This window comes from Marinobacter sp. L-13 (assembly GCF_056857715.1).
Genome location: NZ_JBSXNQ010000068.1, coordinates 53,501 through 76,174, shown reverse-complemented (window position 1 = coordinate 76,174; position 22,674 = coordinate 53,501). Strand labels below are relative to the sequence as shown.

Below are 22,674 nucleotides of genomic sequence, written 5' to 3'. Positions count from 1 at the left end.
ACCCAGGGAGAATGGCAAAGTGAGCAATAAAGAATTGCAGGCACTCAAAGAACGCTACGTTGCGGCGGGCGCGGCAAGTCCCAATGAACAGTTTGCCGACCATGCAACGAATGCAGAGCTGTGGGATGCAGACGGCAAGCGCATGATCGATTTCGCCGGCGGCATCGGCGTACTGAACATCGGCCATCGCCACCCGAAGGTGGTGGAAGCGGTCAAGGCACAGCTGGACAAGCTGATGCATACCTGCCAGACGGTTATGCCCTATGAGGGCTACGTGAAACTGGCGGAGAAGCTCAGCGGTGTGGTTCCTGTGCGTGGCCACGCCAAGGTAATGCTGGCCAACTCCGGTGCCGAGGCCCTGGAAAACGCCATGAAGATCGCCCGTGCAGCGACTGGCAAGACCAACGTCATCTGCTTCGACGGTGGTTATCACGGCCGGACCTTCTACACCATGGCCATGAACGGTAAGGCAGCGCCGTACCAGACGGATTTCGGCCCCATGCCCGGCACCGTTTATCGCGCGCCTTATCCGGTTCCGTACCATGGCGTCAGTGAAGATGAAGCACTGCGTGGCCTGAAAATGGCCATGAAAGCCGATTCCCCGGCCCACAACACCGCAGCGATCGTTATCGAGCCGGTGCTGGGTGAGGGCGGCTTCTACGCGGCTCCGACCAGCTTCCTCAAGGAAATCCGCAAGATCTGCGACGAGAACGATATCCTGATGATCGCAGACGAAGTGCAGAGCGGCTTTGGCCGGACCGGCAAGATGTTTGCCATCGAGCACAGTGGCGTTGAGCCGGATCTGATGACCATGGCCAAGAGTATGGCTGATGGCATGCCGATTTCCGCCATCGTCGGTACCGACAAGTATATGGACGCCTCCGGCCCGAACTCTCTGGGCGGCACCTACACGGGCAGCCCGACCGCCTGTGCGGCAGCCCTGGCAGTATTCGACGTGTTCAAGGAAGAGGACATCCTCGGCAAGTCCCAGGCGCTGGGCGAAAAACTGAAGCAGCGCTTCAGCCAGTGGCAGGAACAGTTTGCCCACGTCGACAATGTGCGCAATCTTGGTCCCATGGCTGCGTTTGAGCTGGTGGAAAGCAAGGAAAGCCGTACGCCGAAGCCGGAACTGGCAGCGGCGGTAACCAAGAAGGCGAAGGAGAAGGGTCTGATTCTCCTGAGCTGTGGTATGTACGGCAACACCTTGCGGTTCCTGATGCCGGTCACCATCGAAGACGAGGTGCTGGAAGAAGGACTGGCGATTGTGGAAGAAAGCCTCAAGGAAGTGGGTGCCTGATCGGCGCTGACGTTCAAGAGGAAACAGAAAAGCCGGGCATAAGCCCGGCTTTTTTATGCCCGTTTGGAAAGCGTCTATTCAGCCAGACCGCCGCTTCTGTGTGCGGTGACGGCGGTTACGTCCACACTTGTATTCATCGTATACTGCCCAGACTACTCCGGCAGTGCCTTCCGGCCTGCTCCAGTTTCACCAATCAGGCTAGAACATGACGTCTCCGAGCTCCGCCAACGTTCCGGACCACAAGCCAAGGCCCTGGGTCGACTTGCTGGTCAGTATTATCATTCCATCCGTTATCCTGATGAAGTTCAGTGGCGAAGAACATCTGGGCAGCGTGAACGCACTGGTCATCGGCCTGGCGTTTCCACTGGGTTGGGGTTTGTTCGAACTGATCAAGTACCGCAAGAAAAACTTCATTGCGGTACTCGGTCTGGTCAGTGTCGGGCTGACAGGCGGCATTGGCCTGCTTGAGCTGGATGCGGGTTGGTTAGCCATCAAGGAAGCCGCGATTCCCGCGATTATAGGTCTGGCGGTACTGGCTTCCACACGAACCAAGTACCCTCTGGTACGCACCCTTCTGTATAACCCAAGTGTTCTGGATGTCGATAAGATCCATAAGACCCTTGAAGAACACAATCGGGTTGAGGAATTCGAGGCCCGCCTGCTCAAGGCGAGTTACTTCTTTGCGGGCACCTTCCTGTTTTCATCCATCATGAACTACGTGATTGCTAAATGGATCGTGGTCAGCCCGTCCGGTACCGAGGCGTTCAATGAGGAGCTTGGTCGGATGACCCTGGTGAGCTATCCCATGATCGCCATTCCTTCCATGATTATGATGATGCTGATCTTTTATTATCTCTGGCGCACCATCCGCCGGCTGACCGGGTACACGCTGGAAGAGGTGATGGCACCGCATCTGGCGGAGAAAGAGAGGGAGCGAAACGAATCGTCGGAATCGAGCACCGGTAAATAAAACCTCCGGTGGATCGTTGTTGCCGCACGGGATCGAAAACAAAAAAAGCGGCGAAGGTTTGAAGCCTTCGCCGCTTTTTTTGTGCCTTTTGGACGGTTGTGATCAGACGTCCAGGTTGGTCACTTCCAGGGCATTGGTCTGAATGAAGTTACGACGCGGTTCGACATCGTCGCCCATCAGGGTTGTGAAGATCTGGTCTGCCGCAATGGCGTCTTCGATCGTCACTTTCATCATGCGGCGGGTCTCCGGATCCATGGTGGTTTCCCACAACTGCTCCGGATTCATCTCGCCAAGACCCTTATAGCGCTGGATATTCAGACCGCGCTGGGCCTCTTTCATCAACCAGTCCAGGGCACCTTCGAACGACAGCACCGGCTGCTTACGCTCGCCACGTTGGATATAGGCGCCGTCTTCAATGAGGCCATCCAGAGTTTCACCCATGCGGGCGATCGCTGCGTACGAGGATGATTCAAAGAACTCATGGCTGAATACATGCTCGTAGGGAATGCCATGCACGTAGATGGTTACCTTCGGCAGGTACAGCGCCCGCTCGGTATCCTTGGTGACCGAGAAGGTGTATTTGGTACCGGTGCGGGTATCCAGGTCCAGGCCATCACCAAGACGCGCAACCCAGCGAGCCACGGAAGCTTCTTCCTTCAGATGCTCAGGCTTGAGCGTGACGTTCTGGAGCATCTGCTCCAGCACCTTGGCCGGGTAGGCCCGGGACAGTCGCCCAATCATGTTCATGACCGCCTGGTAGTCCTTGACCATGGTTTCCAGAGCGGAATCCTTGATCGCCGGGGCTTCCGGGTTCACATAGAGCTGGGCACCTTCCAGAGCGGTCTGGGTGAGGTAAGCTTCCTTGGCCTTCTCGTCCTTCAGGTACTGCTCCTGCTTGCCACGCTTGACCTTGTAAAGCGGCGGCATGGCGATAAAGACATGGCCACGCTCGATGATTTCGCGCATCTGACGGAACAGGAAGGTCAGCAGCAGTGTCCGGATGTGAGAACCGTCCACGTCCGCGTCGGTCATGATGATAATGGAGTGGTAACGCAGTTTATCGGGATTGAATTCTTCCCGGCCGATACCACAGCCCAGAGCCGTGATCAGGGTGCCCACTTCTGCAGAGGACAGCATCTTGTCAAAGCGGGCTTTTTCCACGTTCAGGATCTTACCTTTCAGCGGAAGGATTGCCTGGGTCTTGCGGTCACGGCCCTGTTTGGCGCTACCACCGGCCGAGTCACCCTCCACAATGTAAAGTTCGGAAAGGGCGGGGTCCTTCTCCTGGCAGTCGGCCAGTTTGCCGGGCAGACCGGCGATATCCAGGGCGCCTTTGCGGCGAGTCATGTCACGCGCCTTTCGAGCGGCTTCACGAGCCCTGGCGGCTTCCAGCATTTTGTTGACGATGAGTTTGGCTTCGTTCGGCTGCTCCTGCAGGTACTCCGCAAAACTCTGGTACAGCTCCTGCTCAACCGCGGTCTTCACCTCGGAGGAGACCAGCTTGTCCTTGGTCTGTGAGGAGAACTTCGGGTCCGGAACCTTGACGCTGATGATGGCAGTCAGGCCTTCCCGGGCATCGTCACCGGAGGTCGCAACTTTCGCCTTCTTCCCCAGACCTTCCTGCTCGATATAGTTATTGAGGGAACGGGTCAGGGCCGCCCGGAAGCCGGCCAGGTGTGTGCCGCCATCGCGCTGGGGGATGTTGTTGGTAAAGCAGTAGATGTTCTCCTGAAAAGCATCGTTCCACTGCATGGAGACTTCCACCGCGATACCGTCTTCGCGCTCGCGATTAAAATGGAAAACGCGGTTGATCGGGGTCTTGCTGGAATTCAGATGCTCGACAAAAGCGCGCAAGCCACCTTCGTACTCGAAGACTTCTTCCTTGCCAGAGCGCTCGTCGGTCAGACGAATGCGCACGCCACTGTTCAGGAACGCGAGCTCACGCAGACGCTTGGCGAGAATGTCGTAATGGAATTCAATGTGGGTAAAGGTTTCCGGCGAGGGAATGAAATGCACCTTGGTACCCGATGCGTCGGTCTCGCCGACGGCTGCCAGAGGTGCATTGGGAACACCGTGGGTGTAGGTCTGCTCGTAAACCTTGTTGTCTCTACGAATGGTCAGGGTGAGGGTAGAGGACAATGCGTTCACGACCGAGACGCCCACGCCGTGAAGACCGCCGGACACCTTGTAGGAGTTATCGTCGAACTTACCGCCGGCGTGCAGCACGGTCATGATAACTTCCGCAGCCGAAACGCCTTCCTCTTCGTGGAGGTCCACCGGGATGCCACGTCCGTTGTCTTTCACGGTTACCGATTCGTCCGGGTGGATAATCACACCAATCTCTGAGCAGTAGCCCGCAAGCGCTTCGTCGATGGAGTTATCCACCAATTCAAAAACCATGTGGTGCAGGCCAGTGCCATCATCGGTATCCCCGATGTACATGCCTGGCCGCTTTCGCACCGCATCCAGCCCTTTCAAGACTTTGATACTGGAGGAATTATAGTTCGATTCACTCATTCGGAAACTCCTGAAGCGTGATAGGCCGGAGCATTCTTTGCTCTTCGCACCGGTCTTATTCTTCCGTCAATTTGCCATGTTCCACGTGGAACAATCTGTAATCCGGTGCATTACCCTCGGGCCAGAGCTGATCCACCATAGGACGCTCAATCGACGTGATAAACACCTGACAACGTAATGCCTGTAACCTGATAGCCAGCATGGCGCGATGGCCCTCATCCAACTCGGCGTTAATATCGTCGAGCAAAAAGGTCACCTGCTTGCCCATGGCACTCAACACCATGCCTTGGGCAATCTTCATCAAAATCACCAGGGTTTTCTGCTGGCCCCGGGAGAACGTTTCGGCAACAGGCCTGCCCTGAAACTTCAACCGGATGTCTGCGCGATTCGGACCATACAATGTGTGCCCGACTTTTCGCTCCTGATCCCGATGGTCTACCAGTAATTCTGCCAGCGGCCGACTGACATCCCAGCCCGGGTAATACTCGAGCTTCAGACCTTCGGTCCAGGGTACCTCTACTTCCCGAACCAGCTTTTCAAAAGCCAACTTGAACCGGCCAAAGGTGCCGGCACGGGCCTCAGTAATGCGCTCACTCAGGGTAGCGTACTGATGATCCCAGACACGCAACAAAGCTTCGTCTAGTCTACCATTTCTTAGCGTTTGATTCCGCTGTGATGTCACTCTCTGGCATTGTTGCCAGAGAGATCCAAAGGAAGGTTCCACGTGGAACACCAACCAGTCCAGAAACTGACGCCGCTTCCCGGGTCCACCTGCCACCACATCAAAAACACCAGGATCGATCACCGATACCGGCAGATGCTTGGCGAGGGCAGAAAGACTCCTGACCGCCTCACCATCCACCCGTAACATCGTTTCCTTCTGACCCAAATCCCGGGATATTCCCAGGCGATGCACCAGATCGGTCTCGCTGCCATGCCTGCGTGAGTCCAACCCATGATCGAGACCACCAAACACCGTCAGCCGTTGTTCGCCATGACTCACCACTGCCTGGTGTCTGTTCACCCGAAACGAACGGCCCAATCCCAGATAACCGATGGCTTCCAGCACACTTGTTTTGCCGCTTCCATTTTCTCCGTAAAGCAGATTAAACGACGATGAAAAGCTGACCGGCGCCGACGACAGGTTGCGGAAGTTCTCAGTCTGGAATTTTACAAGCGCCATAGAAAAGCAGACTCGAAGGGGACGATGGCAGGAAACAACACAAAACCCTTTAACGAAAAAGGCAGCGTTACCCTCCCGTCGGTAACGCTGCCCTAGTGTACAAAAGCCAATCGCTCAAGGCGACAGCCTCAGTGGAGCATGTTCAACCGTTCGTCCATGAACACATCCATTTCTGGTGCAAGGATGTGAACATAGCGATCGAAATACAGGAACTGTTTCAGTAGCAAAGCGAATTCCCTTGGAAAATGCAGGCCATGGCTTTCGCCGATCTTAACCATATCCATCAGGATATGATTAACATCGTCTTCTGCCTGCTCCGCCTCATAGGGAACCTCGTCGGGCACCATTCGGTCCATCTGCTGGTAGAGCCGTCTCAAATCGCTGGCCAGATCATCTACCCGAACCGTCTGGCGGGTAATACCGATGCGGATCATCGCGTCGGCCATTCCCTCGAAATTCCCAACCATAACGGCTGAAATAAAATCACTCACCGCCTGCCAGGTATCCGGCTTGATACGACCAACAATTCCGAAGTCGATAAAACCAACCCGACCGTCCTTGAGAACCATCAGGTTGCCGGCGTGCACATCCGCGTGGAAAAACTCACATTGGGTCAGACTGGAAAACCAGGTGTTCATGGCCGTGATCAGGGTACGCTCCGGATCACGGGCGTAACCGCGGATACTTTCCAGATCGGTCAGGGACACACCGTGGAACCGCTCCATGGTCAGGATCCGCCGGGTGCTGCAGTGTTCGAACACCCTCGGTACTGCCGCATCTTCATTATGGGTATCGTGCAGAAACTCCCGGAACACCTTCAGGTTGTTCGCTTCCTTGATGAAATCGCACTCTTCCATCATGGTCCGCTGGATTTCCTCGACGATGCCGGACATCGACGTCCAGGACAGTTTTGGCGCCAGGGTTTCCAGAATACGGGCAGACAGGTACAGGAAGTTCAGATCGGTTAAGAGAATGTTTTCCACACCCGGCTTCTGAACCTTGATCACCACTTCTTCACCGGAGACCAGACGCGCGGCGTGAACCTGGGCAATCGATGCCGACGCCAGGGCCACCGGATCGATTTCCGAATAGACTTCCTCCAGGGGCCGACCAAGCTCTTCCCGGATAATTCTCTTGATCACACCAAAGGGCAGGTTGGGTGTTCTGTCCAGGCAGTGCTGGAACTCCTCGACATACTCCTTAGGGAAAAACGTCGGGGAGCTGGCAATGAACTGTCCCAGTTTGATGTAGGTTGCACCGAGGGATTCAAACGTCTGCCTCAGCAAGCGCGGCGTTGGAGGGCGATCCCCCCGAAGCCAGTTGATCCCGGTGCGCCCGAGTACCGACACAGTCTGGCCAATCCTGAAGGCGCCTTTGATTCCATTCGTTACGGTACTCATCAATCTCATCTCCTCCTACAGCCTCATGGGCATGACAACATAGAGGCAACGGTTATCGTTTTGCGCCTCTATCAACGCACTGCTGTTCGGATTCGACAGGGTTATTTTTACCTGGTCCTCATCCAGCGCGTTCATGACATCCACCAGATAGCCTACATTAAAACCGATTTGCAGGGATTCGCCCTGATAGTCCACGGGCAGCGCATCTTCGGCCTGTTCTTGATCCGGGTTGTTGGCAAATACCTGGAGTTCATTGGATGCCAGGTTCAGGCGCACGCCGCGGATGTTCTCATGGGACAGGATGCCCGCCCGTTGCAGGGTGTTCTTCAAGGTGGCGCGGTCCGCCAGGACGATCTTGTCGCCCCCGCGCGGAATCACGCGATTGTAGTCGGGGAATTTGCCTTCAATCAGTTTCGAGGTGAAGGTATAAGACCCCACCGTCGCTCGCAGGTGGTTATCGCCAATAACCAGGGTCACCGGTGTTTCCACATCATCGAGCAACCGGGCCAGTTCCAGTACCCCTTTGCGCGGAACAATAACCTGACGCAGCTCCGGGCAATTGGTGGCCAGTTCCAGATGTGCCATGGCCAATCGATGGCCGTCGGTAGCTACCGTCCGCACATGGTCCTTGTCCACTTCCAGCAACAGTCCGTTCAGGTAATAGCGCACGTCCTGCTGAGCCATGGCGAACGCCGTGGCATCGAGCATCCGGCCGAGTTCTTTCTGGGGTAATTCCAGACGGAAGCTCTCGTCTTCGTCTTCCACGTTCGGAAAGTGCTCCGCCGGCAGGGTCGACAGGGTAAAGTGGCTGGCGCCACACCGCAGGTGCAACCGATCGCCTTCAAGCGACAGCTCCATCGGCGCCTCGTCCCCCAGGGCCCGGGAGATATCCGACAGCTTGCGGGCCGGAACGGTAATCCGGCCGGGCTGATCTACATGCACCGGTGTTACCCGCGCCACCAGTTCCACTTCCATATTGGTACCGGTCAGGGTCAGGGTATTGTCCTCGGCCACCAGCAAGACGTTGGAGAGCACGGGCATGGTCTGTTTCTTTTCCACCACGCCAGCAATGCTTTGCAGCGGGGTAAGCAGGGATTCACGGCTGATCGTCAGTTTCATGGCACTCAGCTTTCTTTATGTTGGAAGGGTGAATGTTGTTCGCCAACGCCCGGCATCAGGTGGTCAGCAGTCTCATAAAATTCTGATAATCCTCGCGGATGCCCGGATCAGTCTCCTGCAACTCCACGATTTTCTTGCACGCATGCAATACGGTGGTGTGGTCACGCCCGCCAAAGGCATCACCAATCTCCGGCAAGCTGTGATTGGTCAGCTCCTTCGACAACGCCATGGCGACCTGCCTTGGCCGGGTCACCGTTCGAGTCCGGCGCTTGGATAGCAGATCGGCCACCTTGATCTTGTAATATTCCGCCACCGTGCGCTGAATGTTGTCGATGCTCACCTGTTTCTCGTGCAGCGCCAACAGGTCTTTCAGGCTCTCCCGGATAAACGGCGGAGTGATTTCAGAGCCGGTGAAGTGAGCATTCGCTATCACCAGCCGAAGCGCGCCTTCGAGCTCCCGAACGTTTGAACGAATCTTCTGGGCAATAAAAAAGGCCGCTTCGCTGCTGAGCTTAACATTGGCCTGATCGGCCTTTTTCATCAGAATGGCAACCCGCGTTTCCAGTTCCGGCGGCTCTACCATCACCGTCAGGCCCCAGCCAAACCGCGATTTGAGTCGCTCTTCCATATCCACAATTTCTTTCGGAAACCGATCGCAGGTAACGATTACCTGCTGCCCGCCTTCCAACAACGCATTAAAGGTATGGAAGAACTCTTCCTGGGAACGCTCCTTGCGGGCGAAGAACTGGATATCATCAATCAACAGCGCGTCCACTGAACGGTAATAGCGCTTGAACTCGTTGATGGCGTTAAGCTGCAATGCCTTCACCATATCGGCAACAAAACGCTCCGAACGGAGATAGGCCACCTTCGCCTTGGGGTTACGACGGACAATTTCGTTGCCGATCGCATGCATCAGGTGTGTTTTACCAAGACCAACCCCGCCGTACAAAAACAGAGGGTTGTAGGCTCCACCCGGATTCTCGGCCACCTGCATGGATGCGGCACGGGCCAGCTGGTTGGATTTGCCTTCCACGAAGGTTTCGAAGGTGAACCCCTCGTTGAGGAAGCTCTGGTGTTTGATGTCACCTTCAACCTGAACCGGACGCCGCTGGGTGTCACTCTTCGGGCGCACCGATGGTGTGGATGCAACGGTGGCGGCCACCCCTTTTTCTTCTTCGGTTACCCGGCTGCCGGCCTCTTCCTGAACCTGACCGTTAACGCGGGCAGGTACTTCCGACCGTTTGACCGGTTCGCCTTCACGGGGTGCGGAACCCACTTTCATATTGACCCGGGGCGCCTGCCCACCGTTCAGATCCTTGAGCACCTCTTCGATACGTCGCAGGTACTTTTCGTTTACCCAATCCATGACAAAACGGTTTGGGGCGAAGAGCATGAGCTGCCCCTCCCGGTGATCGGACTGCAGGGGCCTGAGCCAGGTATTGAACTGTTGTGCGGGAAACTCGTCCCGGAGTACTTCAAGACATTGATGCCACATACTGTTTGGCACGACAGCCTGCTCCCGATAACCCTGAAATGTCTCTGAACGGACAAGGGACTTCCTGTCCTGTGAGATGACCCCGAATTCTAACCCGACCGGCCCTCCAGTGAAAGGGCTAAAGCCAGTTCATGAACAGCCTGTGGAAATTTATTTCTTTATATTTCAATTTTTTACGAACTTACCTACAACCTTGTGTACAGAAAATTCCTGCAATGAAAGTTACCCACAGCCCTGTGTGTACAGCCCGGGTTTAACCCTGTTAGGAACCACGGGATGCAACCGGGGATAACTTTGAACCTCGCTTCGAAAACGACTTACCCACATTTCACCCTGCCATCGTCCACAGATCTCAGGGCGCCTTATCAATACCCTTATAAACCGCCCAACGAACTGTTTTTCTGATCTTTTCTTCGCTTATCCACAGAAACCTGCGGTACTAATAACAGTAATAATTAATTCTTAAAAGAATTCTAAAAAGACTTACTGAATTTATTAGCTGACCTGCCTGATTCCGAATTTCGGGCATGCGCACAACCCCCTAGCAATAAGCATTGAATTCCCCCCGGTATTTGCATAGAATGCCGCTCCTGTTTTGGCTGTTCATTTTCCAGCCAGTTACTGAATTTCCAACTTACGAATTGTGAGATCATCACCATGAAAAGAACGTTTCAACCAAGCGTCCTGAAGCGTAAGCGCGTTCACGGTTTCCGTGCCCGTATGGCCACTGCCAACGGTCGCAAGGTTATTTCCCGTCGTCGTGCCAAGGGCCGCGCACGTCTGTCCGCGTAAGCTCTGATTGCCTCATGAAGGCTTTGAGTTTCCCGAAATCACATCGTCTCTTGCGACCTGCTGATTACGGCAAAGTCTTCAACGACGTGCAGCTGAAAGTTCCACACCGGAATTTTCTGATCCTGGCGACACCGAATAATCTCGGTCACGCCAGGATCGGTTTGATCTTCTCGAAGAAAAACCTGAAGCTTGCAGTCCAGAGAAACCGGGTAAAGCGCCAGGTCAGGGAAAGTTTCCGTCACCAGACGGACCTGCCCGGCCTGGATCTTGTGGTTCTGGGACGCCAGGGGCTGGTTTCCCTGGACAACCACTCGGTTCGGGCATCCATGGATGACCTCTGGCGACGTCTCAGGAAAAAGTACGCTCAATCTCAGCCATCTCGGGCAGCACCATCGGAATCTGCCAATCGAGGAACGGGTTAATGCGCAAGCTTCTGCTTCTGCCCATCCGCTTCTACCAGTATGCAATCAGCCCGCTGATGGCCAGTCACTGCCGCCACTACCCCACCTGCTCACAATACGCCGTTGAAGCCATTAACCACCATGGCGCGCTTAAAGGATTATTTCTCGCAATCCGGCGTCTGTTAAGGTGTCATCCCTGGGCGGAAGGCGGTTATGATCCTGTACCGGGAACGGCAGAACCCCGGGCTCCGGAAACCGCAACAGCCTGCGTACACGCTGATCACTCCCATACAACAACCCAGACCAGACAGTAACTCTATGGATATTCAACGCATCGTATTATTTGCCGGCCTGGCTATTGTCAGTTATCTGATGGTGCTTGCCTGGAATGAGGACTACCATCAGCAGCCGCAGACGGCTCAAGTCGCTGAATCCCAGCCTTCGCAAACCGCTGGCAACATGGGCAATTCCGACAATATGGTGCTTCCGGAGGACAGCTCCGCTCAGGTTGATGGTGATGGCGAGTTCACCACTCCGGAGACTGGTCAGGCTGTCATCAGCTCAACCGAAACCACCACCGCGGTCAGCGATCAGTTCATCACAGTTCGCACCGATGTCTACGATCTGCAAATCGATCGGGTCAGCGGTAACCTGGTAAAAGCACGGCTGCTTGATTACGACGATACCCTGAACAGCGAAAAGCCGTTGACGCTCCTGAACAACACGCAGAATCGCCTGTACGTTCTGGAAAGTGGGCTGATTGGTCGTGATGGCCCGGATAGTCGCAAAAACGGTTCGGCTCCGGTCTACAGTGCTGACGCTGCAAGCTATGAACTGGCGGAAGGCGACAATCAGCTTCAGGTAGATCTGACTTACACCTCTGATAATGGCGTCCAGATCACCAAGCGTTATGAATTTGAACGCAACAGCTACGAAATTGGCGTCAAATATCTGGTTGAAAACCAGTCGAGTGAAGAATGGCAGGCCAATTTCACCGGCAAGATCGTCCGGGATCAGTCCCCGGACCCGACCTCCCAGACCAGCATGGGTATCCAGGCCTTCCTGGGTCTGGTCATCAGCTCTCCGGAAGATCCCTACGAGAAGTTTGATTTCGGAGATCTCCAGGAAAACCAGATCAATCAGTCTGTTACTAACGGCTGGCTGGCCTTCCTGCAGCACTACTTCCTGTCGGCATGGGTACCGGAGCGCGATATTCCCGCCCAGTACCAGACCACGCGCCGTGGCCCGAACTATGTAATGGGCTTTGTTTATCCGGCTACCAGTGTGGCGCCGGGCGAAACCGCAGAGATCGGTGCCCGCGCCTACGTCGGTCCCAAGATTATTGATCGTCTCGAGAGCCTGGCGCCAAACCTCGACCGTACCGTTGATTTCGGCTGGTTGTTCTTCATTTCGCTGCCGCTGTTCATCATTCTGGACTGGTTCCATAGCCTGGTTGGCAACTGGGGCGTGTCCATCATCCTGCTGACGGTTCTGGTCAAGGCGGTGTTTTTCCATCTGTCCGCTACCAGCTACAAGTCCATGGCCAAGATGCGGGCCGTTGCGCCTCAGCTGACCCGGCTGAAAGAACTATACGGAGACGACCGGCAGCGCATGTCCCAGGAAATGATGGCACTGTACAAGCGGGAGAAGATCAATCCGCTCGGTGGCTGCTTGCCGATCCTGGTTCAGATGCCGGTGTTCATTTCCCTGTACTGGGTCCTGTTCGAAAGTGTTCAGCTGCGCCATGCGCCGTTCATGCTGTGGATTCAGGATCTGTCGGTGATGGATCCCTACTTCATCCTGCCGATCCTGATGGGTGCCAGCATGTTCCTGCAGATGAGTCTGAACCCGACTCCGCCGGATCCGATGCAGGCCAAGATCATGAAGATGATGCCGTTGATCTTTACGGTCTTCTTCCTGTGGTTCCCGGCAGGTCTGGTTCTGTACTGGCTGGTGAACAATATTCTGTCCATTGCCCAGCAGTGGTACATTACCCGCAAGATCGAAGCAGAAATGGCCGGCAAGAAGCACTGACCGGTGCCCGAACCGACCCGGCAAAGGCTCCTGTATGGAGCCTTTGTTGTTTTCAGCCTGTGGAAAAAGCATGAGCCAGAGTTCTGACACCATCGCAGCCATCGCCACCGCACCGGGACAGGCCGGAGTTGGCATTGTTCGTATCTCTGGGCCCAAGTCCCTCGCCATTGCAAAAAAGATGCTGGGGTTTGAGCCGAAACCGCGATATGCCCATTACGGCCCCTTCCATGACAGCCATGGCGAGTTAATAGACGAGGGCATCGGCCTGTTTTTCCCCAACCCCCACTCGTTCACCGGCGAAGATGTGTTCGAGCTTCAGGGGCACGGTGGTACGGTGATTCTCGATCTTCTGCTCCGTGAGGTGTGCAGCCAGGGTGCAAGGCTCGCCCGGCCCGGCGAGTTTTCCGAGCGGGCGTTTCTGAACGACAAACTGGACCTGGCCCAGGCCGAAGCGATTGCCGACCTGATTGAAAGCAGTTCGGAACAGGCGGCCCGCTGCGCGGTTCGTTCGATGCAGGGTGTGTTCTCCCGGCAGATCGAGGATCTGGTGGAGGCGGTCACTCATCTACGGATCTACGTGGAGGCGGCGATCGATTTTCCAGAGGAGGAGATCGACTTCCTCGCCGACGGCAAGGTAGCCAGTGACCTTCAAAACCTCCTGGAACGGCTCGGGAAAATCCTGGCCGAGGCCCAGCAGGGGACCATTCTGCGGGACGGCATGAAAGTGGTCATTGGCGGCAGGCCAAATGCCGGGAAATCCAGTCTGCTCAATGCCCTGGCTGGTCGTGAGGCTGCTATTGTCACGGCTATTGAGGGCACAACCCGTGATGTCCTGCGGGAGCATATCCACATCGATGGTATGCCGCTGCACATCATCGACACGGCCGGTCTCCGGGACAGCCCGGATGAAGTGGAACAGATCGGTATAGCCCGTGCCTGGGACGAAATCCGTCAGGCCGATCGCATTCTTCTGATGGTGGATGCGACTACCACCGATAAAACCAGTCCCCATGAAATCTGGCCGGATTTCATCGACCAGCTACCGGCCAACGCCCCGGTGACGGTGATACGGAATAAGGTGGACCTCTCTGGTGAAACGGTCGGTATCAGTGCTGAAGAGCATCAGAGCGCGCCGGTGATCCGTTTGGCAGCAAAGTCTGCCGAGGGCCTGGAGATACTCCGGGACCATCTCAAACAATGCATGGGGTTTGCCAGCACCACAGAAGGTGGTTTCCTCGCCCGGCGCCGCCATCTTGATGCCCTGGAGCGCGCCCAGGCCCTGCTGATCCAGGGCCAGAGCCAGCTGGAGGGTTTCGGTGCCGGCGAGCTTCTGGCTGAAGACCTGCGTGCCGCCCAGGATAGCCTTGGCGAGATCACCGGGCATCTGACGCCTGATGAGTTACTGGGCAAGATCTTCAGCAGCTTCTGTATCGGTAAATAGCGCTAACCGGTCTTCCGGCGTTCCTCGGAGGTAACTGGCATCAATGCCTCAGTGCTGGTGCGGTTGCCCAGGAAATCCGGGCGCGGTTTGTTGCCGCAGAATGGGGCCTGGAGCTGGTTTTCCACACTGTTATAGACGAAAAACAGGTTGCTGCGCGGCCAGGGCGACATATTGGCATTGGAGGCGTGGAGCGTGTTGCACTCGAAGATGATCAGCGAGCCGGCAGGGCCGGTTGGCGCTTTGATACCGTAGTCATCCGCCATGGCTGCCAGGTCCCGATTGTTGGGAACACCCAGTTCCTGTTTTTTCAGCGACGACTGGTAGTTGTCCTCCGGTGTGCGGCCAACGCAGGGCACAAAGGTCTTGTGGGAACCGGGAATGAGCATCAGGGGGCCGTTGAAAGGCGTGTTGTCGGTGAGGGCGATGGAAAAGCTGACTGCCCGCATCCGTGGCATGCCGTCCTCGGCGTGCCAGGTTTCAAAATCCGAGTGCCAGTCAAAACCCTTGCCGTGGAAACCGGGTTTGAAGTTGATCCGGGACTGGTGGATGTAGGCTTCACTGCCCAGAAGCTGACGCACCATGGCCAGAATCCTGGGATCCCGGGTCAACCGGTCGAATCGGTCCGACAGTTCGTGAATGCCAAAAATCGAGCGGATTCCCTGCTTGCCGGGTTCTGTAATGGTGCCTTCCGAGCGCAGAATGCTTTCATCGTCCTCATAGCCCCGCAAATCCTCCCGGAACCGGCGCACCGTGGCCTGGTCGAGAAAACTGTCGAAGACCAGAAAACCGTCGCGCTCATACTGTGCCAGCTCAGTCTCACTCAGTGGTCCGTCGGAACGGTCCGAGCCGCTGCTGTGCACCACGGGATCCTGACGTTCAAAGCTTTTGGTGGGGCGTTCCAGGCGGGTGGGATAAAAGTCGTCAGTACGAGTCTCCATATTCGAACCTCCTCACTTTTATTCGAGAAATCAGAACATTTCTATTTAATTCAGTGAGTTAATAACTCCAATGCGGAAATGCACCTGTTAGATGGGTTCAGGCGGACGTATTTCAAGGGCAAAAAAACCCGGGCCGAGACCCGGGGATAAGGTGTACCGGATACTTTACCCGGTGAAGGCCAGATCTTCGGCGTCGAGCTGCATCAGGTTTTTGCTGGGGCTGAGCATGCTGGTGGCGTGGCTCTGGGCCCGGGGCAGCAAACGTTCAAAATAGAACTCGGTGGTGGCGAGCTTGGCCTGGTAAAATCCGGTGGATTCCTCACCACCGTTAGCGAGTTTATCCACAGCCACCGCAGCCTGACGCAGCCAGATATAGGCCATGGTGACGTAGCCGCTATACATCAGGAAATCGTAGGATGCGGAACTCACCACCTCGCGATCCTTGCGCGCCGCGAGCATGATACGGACGGTCAGCAGGTTCCATTGCCCGGTCAGCTTGAGCAGTTCCAGAGCCCAGGGCCGTAGCCGTTTATCGGTGAGATGCTTACGGGCAAAATTGGCAATGTTCAGGGTGAACTCGCGCACCGCGCCGCCCTGGGTCATCAGCAATACTTTTCGTCCCAGCAGGTCCAGCGCCTGGATACCGGTAGTGCCCTCGTACAGGGTGGCGATGCGGGTATCCCTGACAATCTGCTCCATGCCGTGTTCGCGGATGTAACCGTGGCCGCCAAAAACCTGGACCCCCAGGTTAGCCGCTTCGCAGCCGAGTTCAGTGAGAAAGCCCTTCAGAATTGGCGTCAGGAAGCCGAGTTTGTCATCGTACTTTTCCGCCTTTTTATCGTCACCTTCGGTGAATCCCTCGACCATGTGATCGGCCAGGCGGGCCGCATAATACAGCATGGCCCGACCGCCTTCGGCGATGGCCTTCTGGGTCAGTAACATCCGGCGCACATCAGCATGATGGATCAGGCTGTCGGCGACCTGGTCCGGCTCTTTCTTGCCTGAGAGTGCCCGCATGGAGCGCCGATCTTTTGCATAGGCCAACGCCCACTGATAGGACAGCTCCGCCGGCCCGACGCCCTGAATGGCGGTGCCGATGCGGGCGGTGTTCATGAAAGTGAACATGCAATTGAGCCCTTCATTCTCGGGGCCAATGAGAAAACCGGTGGCGCCATCGAAATTCAGCACGCAGGTGGCCGAGGCCTTGATGCCCATTTTCTTTTCCAGGCTGCCGCAGACGACACCGTTGCGCTCACCGACATCGCCGTTACTGTCGGGCAGGAACTTGGGTACGATAAAAAGGCTGATACCCCGGGTGCCCTTGGGGGCGTCGGGCAGACGGGCCAGTACAATGTGGACAATGTTCTCGGTCAGGTCGTGGTCGCCAGAGGAGATGAAGATCTTGGTTCCGGTAAGCCGGTAGCTGCCGTCGGCCTGGGGTTCGGCTTTGGTCTTTACCTGGCCCAGATCGGTGCCACACTGGGGTTCGGTCAGGCACATGGTGCCGGCCCAGCGGCCCTCCGTCAGTGGCGCAAGGTAGGTCTGTTTCTGGTCTTCCGTACCATGAAGGAAAATCGTGTTCATGGCCCCCAGGGACAGCCCCGGATACATGGAGAAAGGCCAGTTGGCGGTACCCATCATTTCCTGTTTCAGCAGTCCCATGGACGCAGGAAGGCCCTGGCCGCCGTATTCCTCGGGCGCTGAGAGTCCCTGCCAGCCCCCCATGGCGTACTGCTGGTAGGCGTCCCGGTAACCGGCGGGTGTGGTGACTTCACCGTTGTCCAGTTTGCAGCCTTCTTCGTCGCCAGAGAGGTAAAGTGGGCTCAGCACCTCTTCACAAAACTTTCCGCATTCGCCGAGTATCGCGTCCACGATATCGGGCGTGGCGTTTTCACCGCTGGTCAGGGTGGCGTAATGACCCGGGTAATCGAACACCTCGTTCAGCAGGAATTTCATGTCGCGCAGGGGTGCTTTGTAAACCGGCATAGCGGAATCCTCTGTGTCTTTCTCAACAATCTTGGGTGGGCAACCACCGTTCGTTGCCTTGTGTTTTACGCCAATACCCGGGCACTGCCATTGACGAAAAGCACCGGGCAGACTGTCAGAATGGACAATTGGCTGAGATGACGTAGCTGAGATCGTGGATTCCGGGTAATGATCGCTAAAGAGGGTTTCGGCGTATTTCCTTGCGCCGAGGACCCCCACATATTCCTGTTCAGAGAGTGTAAAAGTCATGCAAAGCCTGTTTACTGAGATATCGAAACGCCTGTCGACACCTATACTCTGGGTATTGTTTTCGGCACTGCTGCTCAGTGGCTGTGCCAGTCCCTCGCTCGAGGACTACGCCGACCGCACGCCAGAGCTGGTCCCTGAAGAGTTCTTTACCGGCGAACTTTCCGCCCGGGGGGTGGTCAAGAATTTTTCCGGTGAGGTGATTCGCACCTTTGATGCGGATATCAGCGCATCATGGGATGACGAGGGCGTAGGCACCCTGGATGAGGTGTTCCGTTTCGATGACGGCGAAGTGCAGACCCGCGTCTGGACCCTGACTCCCGCGGAAGACGGCTACCATGCTGACGCCGGTGACGTGGTTGAACCCGGAACCATGCGTTGGAGTGGCAATGCAATTCACATGAATTATGTGCTCCAGGTGGCCTATGGCGACGGTACCCTGGACGTACGCATGGATGACTGGATGTACCTGATTACGCCCGACACGTTGATCAATCAGACCACCATGAGCAAGTGGGGAATCGACGTGGGCGAGGTGGTTCTGGTCATCCAGAAAAAGTAACAGACGACTAACCTGACCCCGAAATACCTGGAAATCCTATGTGGAAACAGTGGTTGATTGCGTTGGTACTGGTGGCTGTCGCTATCGGCGGCGCCTTTGTGTATCAGAACTTCGATGATGGGACCGCCGCCCAGAGCGGCCGAGAACGCCCCGCCAGCGCCGTTAACACCATGCTTCCGCAGATGGAGGCAGTACGGGATGTGGTCAACGCCGTTGGCAGTCTCAAAGCCCTGAACGCGGTGGAACTGACCACGGAAGTCAGTGGCCGGGTGGTGGAATTGAATCTGGAAACCGGCCGCCGGGTGGGGCAGGGCGACGTCCTGTTGCGGCTTGATGATCGCCAGGCCCGGGCAGACCTGCAGGTGATCGAGGCGCAACTGGCGGATGCCCGCCGACAGCTTGAAAGGGCACAGCGGTTGCGTTCGAACAACAGTATTTCCCAGTCCCAGGTGGATCAACTGAGAACGTCAGTCGATGTCGCCGAGGCTCAGCGCCAGTCAGCTCAAGTTCGTCTGGAAAACCACCGGATCGAGGCGCCGTTCGCCGGTGTGGTCGGGCTGAGTGACATCAGCGTCGGCGCCTATATTACTGCCGGGACCTCGGTGACTACTCTGGATACCACCGACCGTATGGAACTGGGCTTTTCGATCCCGGAGCGTTTCCTGGGGCAGGTGAGTCTCGGGCAAGAGGTAAGGGGCGCATCGCCGGCCTATCCGGACCAGACCTTTTCCGGTCAGCTGGTGGAGTTGGGTTCCAGGGTCAGTGAGTTGAGCCGTTCGCTGCCTGTCCGGGCACTGATCGATAACCCGGATGGTTTGCTCCGGCCGGGACAGTTCATGTCTGCGACGCTTACACTCCGGCAACGGCAGGCGCTGGTAATCCCCGAGCAGGCGGTGATGATCCGGGGTGATGAACAATATGTGTTTGTGGCTGAAGACGGTGTGGCCCGGCGTGTTTCGGTGAGCCTGGGCTCGCGCATGCCCGGTTTTGTGGAAGTTTCGAACGGTTTGAGCCAGGAAGACCCGGTGATCGTGACCGGTCAGGACCGGCTCAGCAGTGGGGACCGGGTTCGGGTATTGGAAGACGACAAAGCCATTCCCGAGAACCGTTTTATTACGGCCAGGGAGTCGTAACCGGTGGTCCTCTCCGACGTCTCCATCAAGCGGCCGGTGTTCGCTACGGTCCTCAGTCTTCTGATCGTTGTGTTCGGTCTGGCAGCCCTGATGGGCCTGCCGGTGCGCGAGTACCCGGATATTGACCCACCCGTTGTTTCCATCTCTACCGACTACACCGGCGCCGCGGCCGAGGTGGTGGATACCCAGATTACCCAGGTGATCGAGGGTGCCATCAGTGGCATTGAGGGTATTCGGTCGATTGAATCATCCACCGAGCAGGGCGAGTCCCGAACCAGTATTGAATTTACCACCGCCCGGGATGTGGATATTGCCGCCAATGATGTCCGTGATGCGGTGTCCCGGGTGGCCAACCAGTTGCCAGACGAAGCCGATCCACCGGTGGTGCGTAAGGCGGATTCCGATGCACGCCCGATGATGTGGGTGACCCTGCGCAGTGATGTCTGGGACAGTGCCGAATTGAGTGACTTTGCCGACCGGGTCCTGGCGGACAGGTTGTCGGTACTCGATGGTGTTGCCGACGTGCGTATTGGCGGCGAACGGCGCTATGCCATCCGGGTCTGGCTGGACCGCGAACGTCTTGCGGCCCGGGATATCACCGTGGCGGAAGTGGAACGGGCCCTGCGTGCCAACAACGTGGAGCTGCCTGCAGGATCGGTGGATTCGTCCACCCGGAATTTCACCGTGCGGGCCGAGGGCCGGCTGTCGAACGTGGAACAGTTCCGGGAGCTTGTGGTTCGCCGGGATGGTAATGATCTGTTGCGCCTGGGCGAGGTGGCCAATGTCCAGATGGGTGTGGAGTCGGATGTGAGCCGCCTGCGCGCCAATGGCCAGACCGCCATCGGCATGGGGATTATCCGCCAGTCCAAGGCCAACACCGTTGCGGTTTCCGATGCCGTCCGCGCCGAGCTGGAGAAGATCCGGGAGACACTGCCACCGGAAGTCACCATCGCGGAAAGCTACGACGAATCCATTTTCATCCGGGCTTCCATCAAGGAAGTGGTCACCACGCTCGCCATTGCGGTTTCACTGGTTATCCTGGTTATCTTCCTGTTCCTGCGCTCCTGGCGGGCGACTCTCATTCCCGCGGTGACCATTCCGGTTGCGGTGATTGGTGCCTTTATCGGTCTGGGCTTCCTGGGTTTTTCCATCAACGTACTGACCCTGCTGGCGGTGATTCTTGCCATCGGCCTGGTGGTGGACGATGCCATCGTGATGCTGGAAAACATCCAGCGCCGGATTGACGAGGGCGAGCCCCCGTTGCTTGCCGCCTACCGGGGCGCGAAGCAGGTTGCCTTCGCCGTGATTGCGACCACTCTGACCCTGGTGGCGGTGTTCGTTCCCATCTCCTTCATGGGCGGCAACATTGGCCGATTGTTTGCCGAATTCGGCTTTACCCTGGCGGCGGCAGTGGTGTTTTCGAGCCTCGTGGCCCTGACCCTGGCGCCGATGCTGTGTTCCAAGTGGCTCAGGCACAGCCCCGAATCGGCAGAAGGTCATCGTTTCTGGGCCGCCAGTGAAAAGGTCCTGAATGGCCTGACCAATGGTTACCGCAGGCTGTTGGAGTTTTCCCTGAGGCAGCCGGGCTTGTTACTGGGCCTTGGACTTGTCGGGCTGGTCATTGCCGCCGTGGTGTATCCGAAATTGCCTCAGGAGCTGGCGCCTACCGAAGACCGTGCCGTGATTATCATGCCCACCAGCGCGCCCCGTGGCTCAACGGTGGAATACACCGACCACTACGTTCGGCAGGTGGAAGAAACACTGCTCCCGTATCTGGACGAGGGGATAGCCAACCGTTTGCTTGCTATCGTCGGATTCCGCAATGAAGAGGACAACGCGTTCATGATCATGGGCCTGGTACCCTGGGAAGAGCGGGATATCAAGCAGCAGGAGGTGACCAGCGAAATCCGCAGGAAGTTGGCTGATGTGTCCGGCATCCGGACCGTGGCCGTCAATCCGGCGGGTCTGGGCCAAAGGGGTTTCAGCCAGGCGATCGAGTTCGTGGTGGCTGGTCCGGACTATGAGTCGGTTCAGGCCTGGAGCCAGGAGATCGTGGAGCGCGCCAAGGAAAACCCGAATCTCCAGAACTTGGATACTGATTTCGAGCTGACCCGGCCGGAACTTCGGGTGAACATCGACCGGGAACGGGCCGCGGATCTGGATATCACGGTAGAAGACGTGGGCCTCACCTTGCAGACCATGCTGGCTTCCCGGCAGGTAACGACTTACATCGATCGAGGCCGCGAATACGATGTAATCATTCAGGCGGAAGATGCCAACCGGGCAACGCCCGAAGACCTCGGCCAGATTTTCCTGCGGCCCCGGGAGGGCGGTAACCTGATCCCATTGCAGGCACTGGTTTCCGTGCAGGAAATCGGCGCCAACCCGGACCTCCGCCGCATCGACCGCCTGCCCGCTGTGGTGATCAGTGCATCTCTGGCGGATGGTTACGACCTGGGTTCGGCATTGACCTACCTGAACAACCTGGCTGTGGATAACCTGCCGCCGGAAGCCCGCGTCAGTTACAAGGGCCTGAGCCGGGAATTCCAGGAATCCTCGGCGGCAATCTACGTTACCTTTGCGCTGGCTTTCGTCATCGTGTTCCTGGTGTTGGCAGCCCAGTTTGAAAGCTGGATACATCCGTTGATTATCATGCTGTCGGTGCCGCTGGCGGTAACCGGGGCTCTCCTGGCGCTCTGGTGGACGGGTATCAGTCTGAACATCTACAGCCAGATCGGCATCATCATGTTGCTGGGGTTGATGGCCAAGAACGGGATACTGATCGTGGAGTTCGCCAACCAGCTCCGGGACAAGGGTTACGAGGTGCGGGAGGCGATTCTCGAAGGCGCCTGTCTGCGTTTCCGTCCGGTATTGATGACTACCATATCGACGATTTTCGGTGCCGTGCCACTGGTCATTGCCACCGGTGCGGGAGCCGAGAGTCGGGCTGCGATTGGTATGGTCATTCTGGGCGGGCTGATCTTCGCCACCACGCTGACCCTGTTCATCATTCCGGTGCTCTACAACCTGTTGGCCCGGTTTGCCAAGTCTTCCAATGCGGTGGAAAAAGAACTTGAACGTCAGGCGTCCGGACAGGCGGGTGGCACGGGATTGGCCGCCGCGCCACAGAAACGCGCCGACGATTTCTGACTGACCG

17 protein-coding genes are annotated in these 22,674 nt (G+C 56.9%); 10 read left to right on the top strand and 7 right to left on the bottom strand.

Annotated elements, in window-relative coordinates; all coding sequences use genetic code 11:
* The first annotated feature begins 19 nt into the window (after positions 1-19).
* Positions 20-1,297: a 4-aminobutyrate--2-oxoglutarate transaminase gene (gene gabT / locus AC13DD_RS19585; RefSeq protein ID WP_014578841.1), complete on the top strand. Its 1,278-nt coding sequence runs from the start codon at positions 20-22 to the stop codon at positions 1,295-1,297.
* A 205-nt stretch (positions 1,298-1,502) separates the two neighbouring features.
* Positions 1,503-2,267, top strand: a complete 765-nt coding sequence (locus tag AC13DD_RS19580; protein ID WP_008176596.1) for a VC0807 family protein — start codon at positions 1,503-1,505, stop codon at positions 2,265-2,267.
* 102 nt (positions 2,268-2,369) lie between these two features.
* Here AC13DD_RS19580 and gyrB read toward each other — a convergent pair whose 3' ends face one another.
* The 5 genes from gyrB to dnaA form a co-directional block, all read right to left on the bottom strand.
* Entirely contained in the window at positions 2,370-4,784 is a 2,415-nt protein-coding gene (gyrB, locus tag AC13DD_RS19575) for a DNA topoisomerase (ATP-hydrolyzing) subunit B (protein WP_062783697.1), read from the bottom strand.
* Between the two features lie 55 nt (positions 4,785-4,839).
* Entirely contained in the window at positions 4,840-5,967 is a 1,128-nt protein-coding gene (gene recF, locus AC13DD_RS19570) for a DNA replication/repair protein RecF (RefSeq protein ID WP_482931624.1), read from the bottom strand.
* A 128-nt stretch (positions 5,968-6,095) separates the two neighbouring features.
* Positions 6,096-7,367: an ABC1 kinase family protein gene (locus tag AC13DD_RS19565; RefSeq protein WP_421866669.1), complete on the bottom strand. Its 1,272-nt coding sequence runs from the start codon at positions 7,365-7,367 to the stop codon at positions 6,096-6,098.
* A gap of 15 nt (positions 7,368-7,382) precedes the next feature.
* Positions 7,383-8,486 (bottom strand): DNA polymerase III subunit beta, encoded by a 1,104-nt coding sequence (dnaN, locus tag AC13DD_RS19560; protein WP_008172539.1) that lies wholly within the window; start codon positions 8,484-8,486, stop codon positions 7,383-7,385.
* A 55-nt stretch (positions 8,487-8,541) separates the two neighbouring features.
* Positions 8,542-9,984, bottom strand: coding sequence for a chromosomal replication initiator protein DnaA (gene dnaA, locus AC13DD_RS19555; protein ID WP_228743933.1), 1,443 nt, complete (start codon positions 9,982-9,984; stop codon positions 8,542-8,544).
* Between the two features lie 657 nt (positions 9,985-10,641).
* Here dnaA and rpmH point away from each other — a divergent pair.
* From rpmH to mnmE, 5 genes are all read left to right on the top strand, one after another.
* Positions 10,642-10,776 carry a 50S ribosomal protein L34 gene (gene rpmH / locus AC13DD_RS19550; RefSeq protein ID WP_008172542.1) on the top strand — a complete coding sequence of 45 codons (135 nt, stop codon included), beginning with the start codon at positions 10,642-10,644 and terminating at the stop codon, positions 10,774-10,776.
* A 14-nt stretch (positions 10,777-10,790) separates the two neighbouring features.
* Positions 10,791-11,198, top strand: a complete 408-nt coding sequence (gene rnpA / locus AC13DD_RS19545; protein ID WP_075267623.1) for a ribonuclease P protein component — start codon at positions 10,791-10,793, stop codon at positions 11,196-11,198.
* Positions 11,198-11,491, top strand: a complete 294-nt coding sequence (yidD, locus tag AC13DD_RS19540; RefSeq protein WP_008172546.1) for a membrane protein insertion efficiency factor YidD — start codon at positions 11,198-11,200, stop codon at positions 11,489-11,491. Before rnpA ends, yidD begins: the two co-directional genes overlap by 1 nt.
* 4 nt (positions 11,492-11,495) lie before the next feature.
* Positions 11,496-13,211 carry a membrane protein insertase YidC gene (yidC, locus tag AC13DD_RS19535; RefSeq protein ID WP_482931623.1) on the top strand — a complete coding sequence of 572 codons (1,716 nt, stop codon included), beginning with the start codon at positions 11,496-11,498 and terminating at the stop codon, positions 13,209-13,211.
* A gap of 70 nt (positions 13,212-13,281) precedes the next feature.
* Entirely contained in the window at positions 13,282-14,652 is a 1,371-nt protein-coding gene (gene mnmE / locus AC13DD_RS19530; RefSeq protein ID WP_482931622.1) for a tRNA uridine-5-carboxymethylaminomethyl(34) synthesis GTPase MnmE, read from the top strand.
* A gap of 2 nt (positions 14,653-14,654) precedes the next feature.
* Here the strand turns inward: mnmE and thpD are convergent, their stop codons facing one another.
* Entirely contained in the window at positions 14,655-15,590 is a 936-nt protein-coding gene (gene thpD, locus AC13DD_RS19525) for an ectoine hydroxylase (protein ID WP_482931621.1), read from the bottom strand.
* A 165-nt stretch (positions 15,591-15,755) separates the two neighbouring features.
* The gene (locus AC13DD_RS19520) at positions 15,756-17,576 is read right to left on the bottom strand and encodes an acyl-CoA dehydrogenase C-terminal domain-containing protein (protein ID WP_482931676.1); all 1,821 of its coding nucleotides are present in this window, start codon (positions 17,574-17,576) and stop codon (positions 15,756-15,758) included.
* 247 nt (positions 17,577-17,823) lie between these two features.
* Here AC13DD_RS19520 and AC13DD_RS19515 point away from each other — a divergent pair, with 247 nt between their 5' ends.
* Genes AC13DD_RS19515 through AC13DD_RS19505 form a run of 3 tightly spaced genes read left to right on the top strand, consistent with a single transcriptional unit; the run spans position 17,824 to position 22,667 of the window.
* A complete protein-coding gene (locus tag AC13DD_RS19515; protein WP_008172557.1) occupies positions 17,824-18,384 on the top strand; it encodes a DUF3833 domain-containing protein in 561 nt (186 codons plus the stop codon).
* Between the two features lie 38 nt (positions 18,385-18,422).
* On the top strand, positions 18,423-19,517 hold the full coding sequence (locus AC13DD_RS19510; protein WP_008172559.1) for an efflux RND transporter periplasmic adaptor subunit: 1,095 nt from the start codon (positions 18,423-18,425) through the stop codon (positions 19,515-19,517).
* A 3-nt stretch (positions 19,518-19,520) separates the two neighbouring features.
* Positions 19,521-22,667, top strand: a complete 3,147-nt coding sequence (locus AC13DD_RS19505) for an efflux RND transporter permease subunit (protein ID WP_338355620.1) — start codon at positions 19,521-19,523, stop codon at positions 22,665-22,667.
* Positions 22,668-22,674 lie beyond the last annotated feature (7 nt).

Bases quoted from the DNA above. Each gene is read 5' to 3' on its own strand.
- dnaN (WP_008172539.1), bottom strand. From the start codon at position 8,486: ATGAAACTGACGATCAGCCGTGAATCCCTGCTTACCCCGCTGCAAAGC.
- thpD (WP_482931621.1), bottom strand. From the start codon at position 15,590: ATGGAGACTCGTACTGACGACTTTTATCCCACCCGCCTGGAACGCCCC.
- AC13DD_RS19510 (WP_008172559.1), top strand. From the start codon at position 18,423: ATGTGGAAACAGTGGTTGATTGCGTTGGTACTGGTGGCTGTCGCTATC.
- dnaA (WP_228743933.1), bottom strand. From the start codon at position 9,984: ATGTGGCATCAATGTCTTGAAGTACTCCGGGACGAGTTTCCCGCACAA.
- rnpA (WP_075267623.1), top strand. From the start codon at position 10,791: ATGAAGGCTTTGAGTTTCCCGAAATCACATCGTCTCTTGCGACCTGCT.
- AC13DD_RS19515 (WP_008172557.1), top strand. From the start codon at position 17,824: ATGCAAAGCCTGTTTACTGAGATATCGAAACGCCTGTCGACACCTATA.
- rpmH (WP_008172542.1), top strand. From the start codon at position 10,642: ATGAAAAGAACGTTTCAACCAAGCGTCCTGAAGCGTAAGCGCGTTCAC.
- AC13DD_RS19520 (WP_482931676.1), bottom strand. From the start codon at position 17,576: ATGCCGGTTTACAAAGCACCCCTGCGCGACATGAAATTCCTGCTGAAC.
- yidD (WP_008172546.1), top strand. From the start codon at position 11,198: ATGCGCAAGCTTCTGCTTCTGCCCATCCGCTTCTACCAGTATGCAATC.
- yidC (WP_482931623.1), top strand. From the start codon at position 11,496: ATGGATATTCAACGCATCGTATTATTTGCCGGCCTGGCTATTGTCAGT.
- gyrB (WP_062783697.1), bottom strand. From the start codon at position 4,784: ATGAGTGAATCGAACTATAATTCCTCCAGTATCAAAGTCTTGAAAGGG.
- recF (WP_482931624.1), bottom strand. From the start codon at position 5,967: ATGGCGCTTGTAAAATTCCAGACTGAGAACTTCCGCAACCTGTCGTCG.
- AC13DD_RS19580 (WP_008176596.1), top strand. From the start codon at position 1,503: ATGACGTCTCCGAGCTCCGCCAACGTTCCGGACCACAAGCCAAGGCCC.
- AC13DD_RS19565 (WP_421866669.1), bottom strand. From the start codon at position 7,367: ATGAGTACCGTAACGAATGGAATCAAAGGCGCCTTCAGGATTGGCCAG.
- mnmE (WP_482931622.1), top strand. From the start codon at position 13,282: ATGAGCCAGAGTTCTGACACCATCGCAGCCATCGCCACCGCACCGGGA.